General features: G+C 71.0%; 6 protein-coding genes. 2 read left to right on the top strand and 4 right to left on the bottom strand.

Annotated elements, in window-relative coordinates; genetic code table 11:
• The 3 genes from AC1DY2_RS13810 to nusA form a co-directional block, all read right to left on the bottom strand.
• Positions 1 to 701: translation initiation factor IF-2 N-terminal domain-containing protein (locus AC1DY2_RS13810; RefSeq protein ID WP_476762957.1), on the bottom strand; the 701-nt coding region annotated here is incomplete at its 3' end.
• A gap of 86 nt (positions 702 to 787) precedes the next feature.
• The gene (locus AC1DY2_RS13805) at positions 788 to 1,033 is read right to left on the bottom strand and encodes a YlxR family protein (protein WP_476762956.1); all 246 of its coding nucleotides are present in this window, start codon (positions 1,031 to 1,033) and stop codon (positions 788 to 790) included.
• Positions 1,034 to 1,076: 43 nt separating this feature from the next.
• Positions 1,077 to 2,075, bottom strand: a complete 999-nt coding sequence (gene nusA / locus AC1DY2_RS13800; protein WP_309972881.1) for a transcription termination factor NusA — start codon at positions 2,073 to 2,075, stop codon at positions 1,077 to 1,079.
• A 224-nt stretch (positions 2,076 to 2,299) separates the two neighbouring features.
• Here nusA and AC1DY2_RS13795 point away from each other — a divergent pair, with 224 nt between their 5' ends.
• The gene (locus AC1DY2_RS13795) at positions 2,300 to 3,109 is read left to right on the top strand and encodes a DUF1206 domain-containing protein (protein WP_476762955.1); all 810 of its coding nucleotides are present in this window, start codon (positions 2,300 to 2,302) and stop codon (positions 3,107 to 3,109) included.
• 3 nt (positions 3,110 to 3,112) lie between these two features.
• Here AC1DY2_RS13795 and AC1DY2_RS13790 read toward each other — a convergent pair whose 3' ends face one another.
• Entirely contained in the window at positions 3,113 to 4,879 is a 1,767-nt protein-coding gene (locus tag AC1DY2_RS13790; protein ID WP_476762954.1) for a proline--tRNA ligase, read from the bottom strand.
• Positions 4,880 to 5,106: 227 nt separating this feature from the next.
• Here AC1DY2_RS13790 and AC1DY2_RS13785 point away from each other — a divergent pair.
• The coding region (locus AC1DY2_RS13785) for an iron-containing redox enzyme family protein (RefSeq protein WP_476762953.1) at positions 5,107 to 6,053 on the top strand (947 nt) is incomplete at its 3' end.

Below are 6,053 nucleotides of genomic sequence, written 5' to 3'. Positions count from 1 at the left end.
GGACGCTGGAAGCCGCCGCCGGGACGACCGCCGGCACCCGCGGGACGCGGGGCGCCGGGACGCGGCGAGCCGGGTCGGGGAGCCTGCGGGCGCGGGATGTTGCCCGGGGACGGGCGCTGGCCCATGCCCTGCGAGCTCGAGAAGGGGTTGTTGCCCGGGCGCGGCTGGGCCGGGCGCGAGCCCATGCCCTGCGAGCTCGAGAACGGGTTGTTGCCGGGGCGCGGCGCGTTGGGCCGCGGGGCCGGACGCGGGATGGCGGCACCGGGCTTGGGACCGGCGGCACCGGGCGTCGCGACATCCGATGCGGCGGGCGCGGCGGGTGCCTCGGCCGGCTTGGCGGCGGCCTGGGCCGCCTTCTCCTCGGCCTGCGCCTGGCGCTCGGCGACCGTCATCGGCACCTCGGCGACGGGCACGTCGGCCGCGGGAGCGGCGGGCTCTGCGGGAGCCGCAGCGGGCTTCGGCGCGGGCTTGGGGCCCGGCTTCACCGCAGCAGCAGCGGGCTTCGCCGGCGCGGCGGGTGCCCCATTGGAGGCGGCGCCTGCCGCCTCGAGCGCGGCCTTCAGGCGGCGCGCGACGGGGGGTTCGATGGACGACGAGGGTCCCTTGACGTACTCGCCCATCTCCTTGAGCTTCTCAAGGGCGATCTTGCTGTCGACACCGAGTTCGGATGCGATCTCGTGTACGCGTGGTTTGGCAGCCACTTCTCTCCTGTTCCGGGCCCACCCCGAAACAGGGCGGACCATCAATGGCGGACGGGTCTCATTTCGAGCCGCTCATGAGTTGTCCATTAGCCGTTCAGCCTGTTCTCTACGTTGCTGGTGTCCACCTCGCCGCGGATGCGGAGTGCGCGTCCGAAGGCGCGTCGCCGCACGGCGAGCCGGTAGCACTCGAGCGTCGGATGCAACCACGCACCCCTGCCCGAAAGCACGGCCGAGGCATCGGCCACGACGTGGGAATTCTGGGAGACGACCCTCAGAAGTGAGGACCGCGGGGCGCGCGAACGGCATCCGATGCACGTTCTGACGGGTTCCATCCTACACCTCTGGGCTGGGAGCCCGCCGACGCGGGCCCGGGGCTCAGTTCGACTCGAGGATCGAGTCGGGCTGGATGTCGATCTTCGCGCCCGTGAGCTTGGCGGCGAGGCGGGCGTTCTGGCCCTCCTTGCCGATCGCGAGCGAAAGCTGGTAGTCGGGCACGAGCGCGCGAACGGCTCGCGTCGACTCGTCGATGACGTACGCGCTCGTCACCTTGGCCGGCGACAGCGCGCTCGCGACGAAGGTGGCGAGGTCATCGGACCAGTCGACGATGTCGATCTTCTCCGAGCCGAGCTCGGCGGTCACCGCGCGCACGCGCTGGCCGAGCTCGCCGATCGCCGCGCCCTTGGCGTTGACGCCGGGCTGGTTCGCGCGCACGGCGATCTTGGTGCGGTGCCCGGCCTCGCGGGCGAGCGACACGATCTCGACGACACCTGAGGCGATCTCGGGCACCTCGAGCGCGAACAGCTTGCGCACCAGGGCGGGGTGGGTGCGCGACACGGTGATGGAGGGGCCCTTCTGGCCCTTCGAGACGCTCGTCACGTAGACGCGGATGCGCTGCCCGTGGGGATACTCCTCGCCGGGGACCTGCTCCTCGGGCGGAAGGATCGCCTCGACGGTGCCGAGGTCGATGTGCACCATCCGCGGGTTGGGACCCTGCTGGATGATGCCGGCGACGATGTCGCCCTCGCGCCCCCGGAACTCGCCGAGCACGGCGTCGTCGGCCAGGTCGCGCAGGCGCTGGTTGATGACCTGCTTCGCGGCGAAGGCGGCGATGCGGCCGAAGTCGCTGGGGCTGTCCTCCACCTCGCCGATGACGTTGTCGTCCTCGTCGAGCTCGGGGATGTAGACCGACACGTGGCCGGTCTTGCGGTCGAGGTGGGCGCGGGCGCCGCTCGGGTTCGCGTGGCCGTGCTGGCCGGGGTTGGTGTGCTTCAAGTAGGCCATGAGGATCGCCTGCTCGATGATCTCCACCAGTTCGTCGAACGGGATCTCCTTTTCGCGCTCCATCATGCGGAGCACGCTGAGGTCGATGTCCACGCCGGCCTCCTCTATTCAGCTCTCAGTGCCGCTTCCCCTCGGAGCGGACGACTCTCTACCGTAGCGGATGTCGCGAGGCGCCGTCATCCGCCGGTGGGCGCTCGTCGGCCTGCGTCGGTCGTGAGGAGCCCCCGCGTCCGTCGCGGCTCCGAGGGCGCACTGCGCACTCGGGGCCTTCGCGCAAGGGGGCGAGCAGAGACGAGCCGGCTCGATACGCTGTGCCGATGGAACCCGAAACCATCAAGGAGACCGCGAGCGCCGCCCAGAGCTCGCGTCCCTTCAGAGCCCTCGCCCGCATCGGCTACGTCGTGCTGGGCATCGTGCACCTCATCATCGGCGTGATCGCGATCTCGGTCGCCGTCGGCCCGGGCGGTGGCGAGGCGGACCAGAGCGGTGCCATGGAGCAGATCGCACGCCTGCCCTTCGGCGTCGTGGTGCTGTGGGTCATCGTGATCGGCCTCGCCGCGCTGGGCATCTGGCAGGTCGCGGAGGCGCTGCTCGAGCGCGACTCCGACTCGAAGAAGAAGTGGGGACGCCGCATCAAGGAACTCGGCACGGCCGTGGCCTACTTCGCCATCGGCGCGACCGCGCTCGTCTACGCGCTCGGCGGCCGGTCCGACTCGTCGGAGTCGAGCACGACGATGAGCGCGCAGCTCCTCGCCGCCCCCGGCGGGATCCTCGTGCTCGTGCTCATCGGACTGGTCGTGCTCGGCATCGGCGTCGCCTTCATCGTCCGCGGCATCCGGAAGGACTTCGCGAAGCAGCTGTCGCTGCCGGCGGGCAAGGCGGGAGACGGCATCCGCATGTTCGGAACGGTCGGCTATGTCGCCAAGGGCATCGCCGTCGCGGTCGTGGGCGTGCTGTTCGTCGTCGCGGCGTTCACCCACGATCCCGAGAAGGCCGGCGGCCTCGATTCCGCCCTGAAGAGCCTCGCGGCACTGCCGTTCGGCCAGATCATCCTCTGGCTGGTCGGAGCGGGACTCGTGATCTACGGCGTCTACTGCTTCGCGCGGGCGCGCTACGCGAGGCTCTGAGCGTCAGCCGGCGAGCGTCGCCACGACCCCGTCGATCGGCACAGTGACCCGGTCACCCGTGGCTCGGTCCCACACCTCGACGACGCCGTCGGCGACGCCGCGGCCGGCGACCACGATCTTCGGCACGCCGATCAGCTCGGCGTCGCCGAACTTCACCCCCGGCGACACTTTCGGACGGTCGTCGTACAGCACGTCGTAGCCTGCGGTCTCGAGCGCGGCCGTGATGGACTCGGCCGCCTCGAACACGCTGTCGTCCTTGCCGGTGGCGAGCACGTGCACGTCGAAGGGCGCGATCGACGCGGGCCAGATCAGCCCCTTCTCGTCGTGGTGGCCCTCGGCGATGATCGCGAGGATGCGCGTCACGCCGATGCCGTACGAGCCCATCGTCACGGTCACGAGCTTGCCGTTCTCGTCGAGCACCTTCAGGCCGAGCACCTCGGCGTACTTGCGGCCGAGCTGGAACACGTGGCCGATCTCGACGCCCCGTGCGAGCTCCACCGGGCCGGAGCCGTCGGGTGCGGGGTCGCCCTCGCGAACCTCGGCGGCCTCCACGACGCCGTCCGCGACGAAGTCACGGCCCGCGACGAGCCCGAACACGTGCTTCTGGTCGAGGTTCGCGCCCGTGATCCACTCGGTGCCGTCGACGACCCGCGGGTCGACGACGAAGCGGATGCCGGTGGCCGAATCCTCCCCGAGCACTGCGCCGTCGGGCGACCAGGGGCCGATGTAGCCCTTGACCAGACCGGGGTGCTTCGCGAAGTCGGCCTCCGTCGCCGCCTCGACCTCCGCAGGAGCGAACGCGACCTCGACGCGCTTCATCTCGACGTCGCGGTCGCCGGGCAGGCCGACGACGACGAGCTCGCGGGTGCCGTCGAGGTGCACGAGCGCGAGCACCACGTTCTTGAGTGTGTCGGCCGCGGTCCACGCACGACCGTCGGGCCGGGGGTACTCGGCATTGGCGAGGTCGACGAGGGTCGCGATCGTGGGGGTGTTCGGCGAGTCGAGGATCGCGGGCTCGGGCAGCCCATCGAAGGGGACCGGGTCGGGTGCCGTCGTCGTGTACGCCTCCACGTTGGCGGCGTACCCGCCCGACGATCGCACGAACGTGTCCTCCCCGATGGGGCTCGGGTGCAGGAACTCCTCGCTCTTCGAGCCGCCCATCGCCCCGGCATCCGCCTCGACGATCACGTAGTCGAGGCCGAGCCGGGCGAAGATGCGCTCGTAGGCGTCGCGCTGCGCCTGGTAGCTGGTGTCGAGGCCCTCGTCGCTCGCGTCGAACGAGTAGGCGTCCTTCATCGTGAACTCGCGGCCGCGGAGGAGCCCGGCTCGGGGGCGGGCCTCGTCTCGGTACTTGTCCTGGATCTGGTAGATCGTCAGGGGCAGGTCCTTGTACGACCCGTAGAGGTCCTTCACGAGCAGCGTGAAGACCTCTTCGTGGGTCGGGGCGAGCAGGTAGTCGGCGCCCTTTCTGTCCTGCAGGCGGAAGAGCCCGTCGCCGTACTCGGTCCAGCGGTTCGAGGCCTCGTAGGGCTCTCGCGGCAGCAGCGCCGGGAAGTGCACCTCGTGCGCGCCGGCGGCCGTCATCTCCTCGCGGATGATCTGCTCGATGCGCGCCTTGACGCGAAGGCCGATCGGCAGCCACGCGAACACGCCCGGGGCCTGTCGGCGGATGTAGCCCGCGCGGACGAGCAGCCGGTGGCTGGCCACCTCGGCGTCGGCGGGGTCTTCGCGGAGCGTGCGGAGGAAGTAGTTCGAAAGGCGTGTGGGCACCCGACGATTCTAGTGAGCACTGCGGTGCCGCCGAGCGGCGTGGCGACGACCGGTACCTTCGCCGGCTATCGCTCCCCCGCGCGCGGGTCAAGCCCGGTGACACTCCCCTCGCCGCTTCCTACGGTGGAGGCAGACCGAGCGAGGGAGCTGGAATGACGATCACCGCGGAGCCTGGGCGCGACACCACGACCAGCGGCGCACCGGGTCCTGCGTCCCCGATGCGGCCGATGTCGCTGCCGAGCCCGCGGGGCCGGGTCAGCGAGGAACTCATCGGCCTGCTCACAGGCCCCCGGCAGGCACCCCTCCAGGGGCTCGCGGATGCCGCGACCGAGTCGCTCGCGGCATCCGACGACGTGCTCGCCGACGACGACCTGCAGCTGACCCTGTTCCTCATGTACGAGCTGCACTACGGCGGCCTCGAGGGCGTCTCGGACGCCTGGGAGTGGGACCCGCGCCTCCTGGCCGTGCGCGAGACGATCGAGCACGCGTTCGAGTCCGCCCTGCGGGCCGCGGTGCCACAGCCGGTCGCCACGCGCGACGTCCCCGAGGCGCTCTTCGCCCTCGTCGAGGCCGACGACGGCCCGAGCCTGTCGGCGTTCGTGGAGCGCGACGCCACGTCGGAGCAGGTGCTCGAGATCCTCGCCTGTCGCACGATCTACACGCTGAAGGAGGCGGACCCGCACAGCTGGGCCATCCCGCGGCTGCACGCCCGCGCGAAGGCCGCCCTCGTCGAGATCCAGGCCGACGAGTACGGCGGCGGCCGGCCCGAGCGACTCCACGCGACGATCTTCGCGAACGCGCTGCTCGGAGCAGGGCTCGACGATCGCTACGGCGCCTACGCCGACCACGTGCCGGTCGAGGTGTACACATCGATGAACCTCATGTCGCTGTTCGGACTGCATCGACGCCTCCGCGGCGCGATCGTCGGGCACCTCGCCGCCTACGAGATGACGTCGTCGCTTCCCTGCCGCGCCTATGCGAAGGGCCTCCGGCGACTCGGCTTCGGTGCCGAGGTCACCGACTACTTCGACGAGCACGTCGAAGCGGATGCGGTGCACGAGCAGCTCGCCGCGCGGGACCTCGCCGGCTCGCTCGCCGAGGACGAGCCGCAGCTCGCGAACGACATCCTGTTCGGCGCAGCGGCCTGCCTCGCGATCGACGGGCGGCTCTGGGG

This window comes from Agromyces sp. P1_H4 (assembly GCF_056405255.1).
The sequence above is the reverse complement of the archived record's forward strand: the minus strand, read 5'-3'. Positions and strand labels throughout refer to the sequence as shown.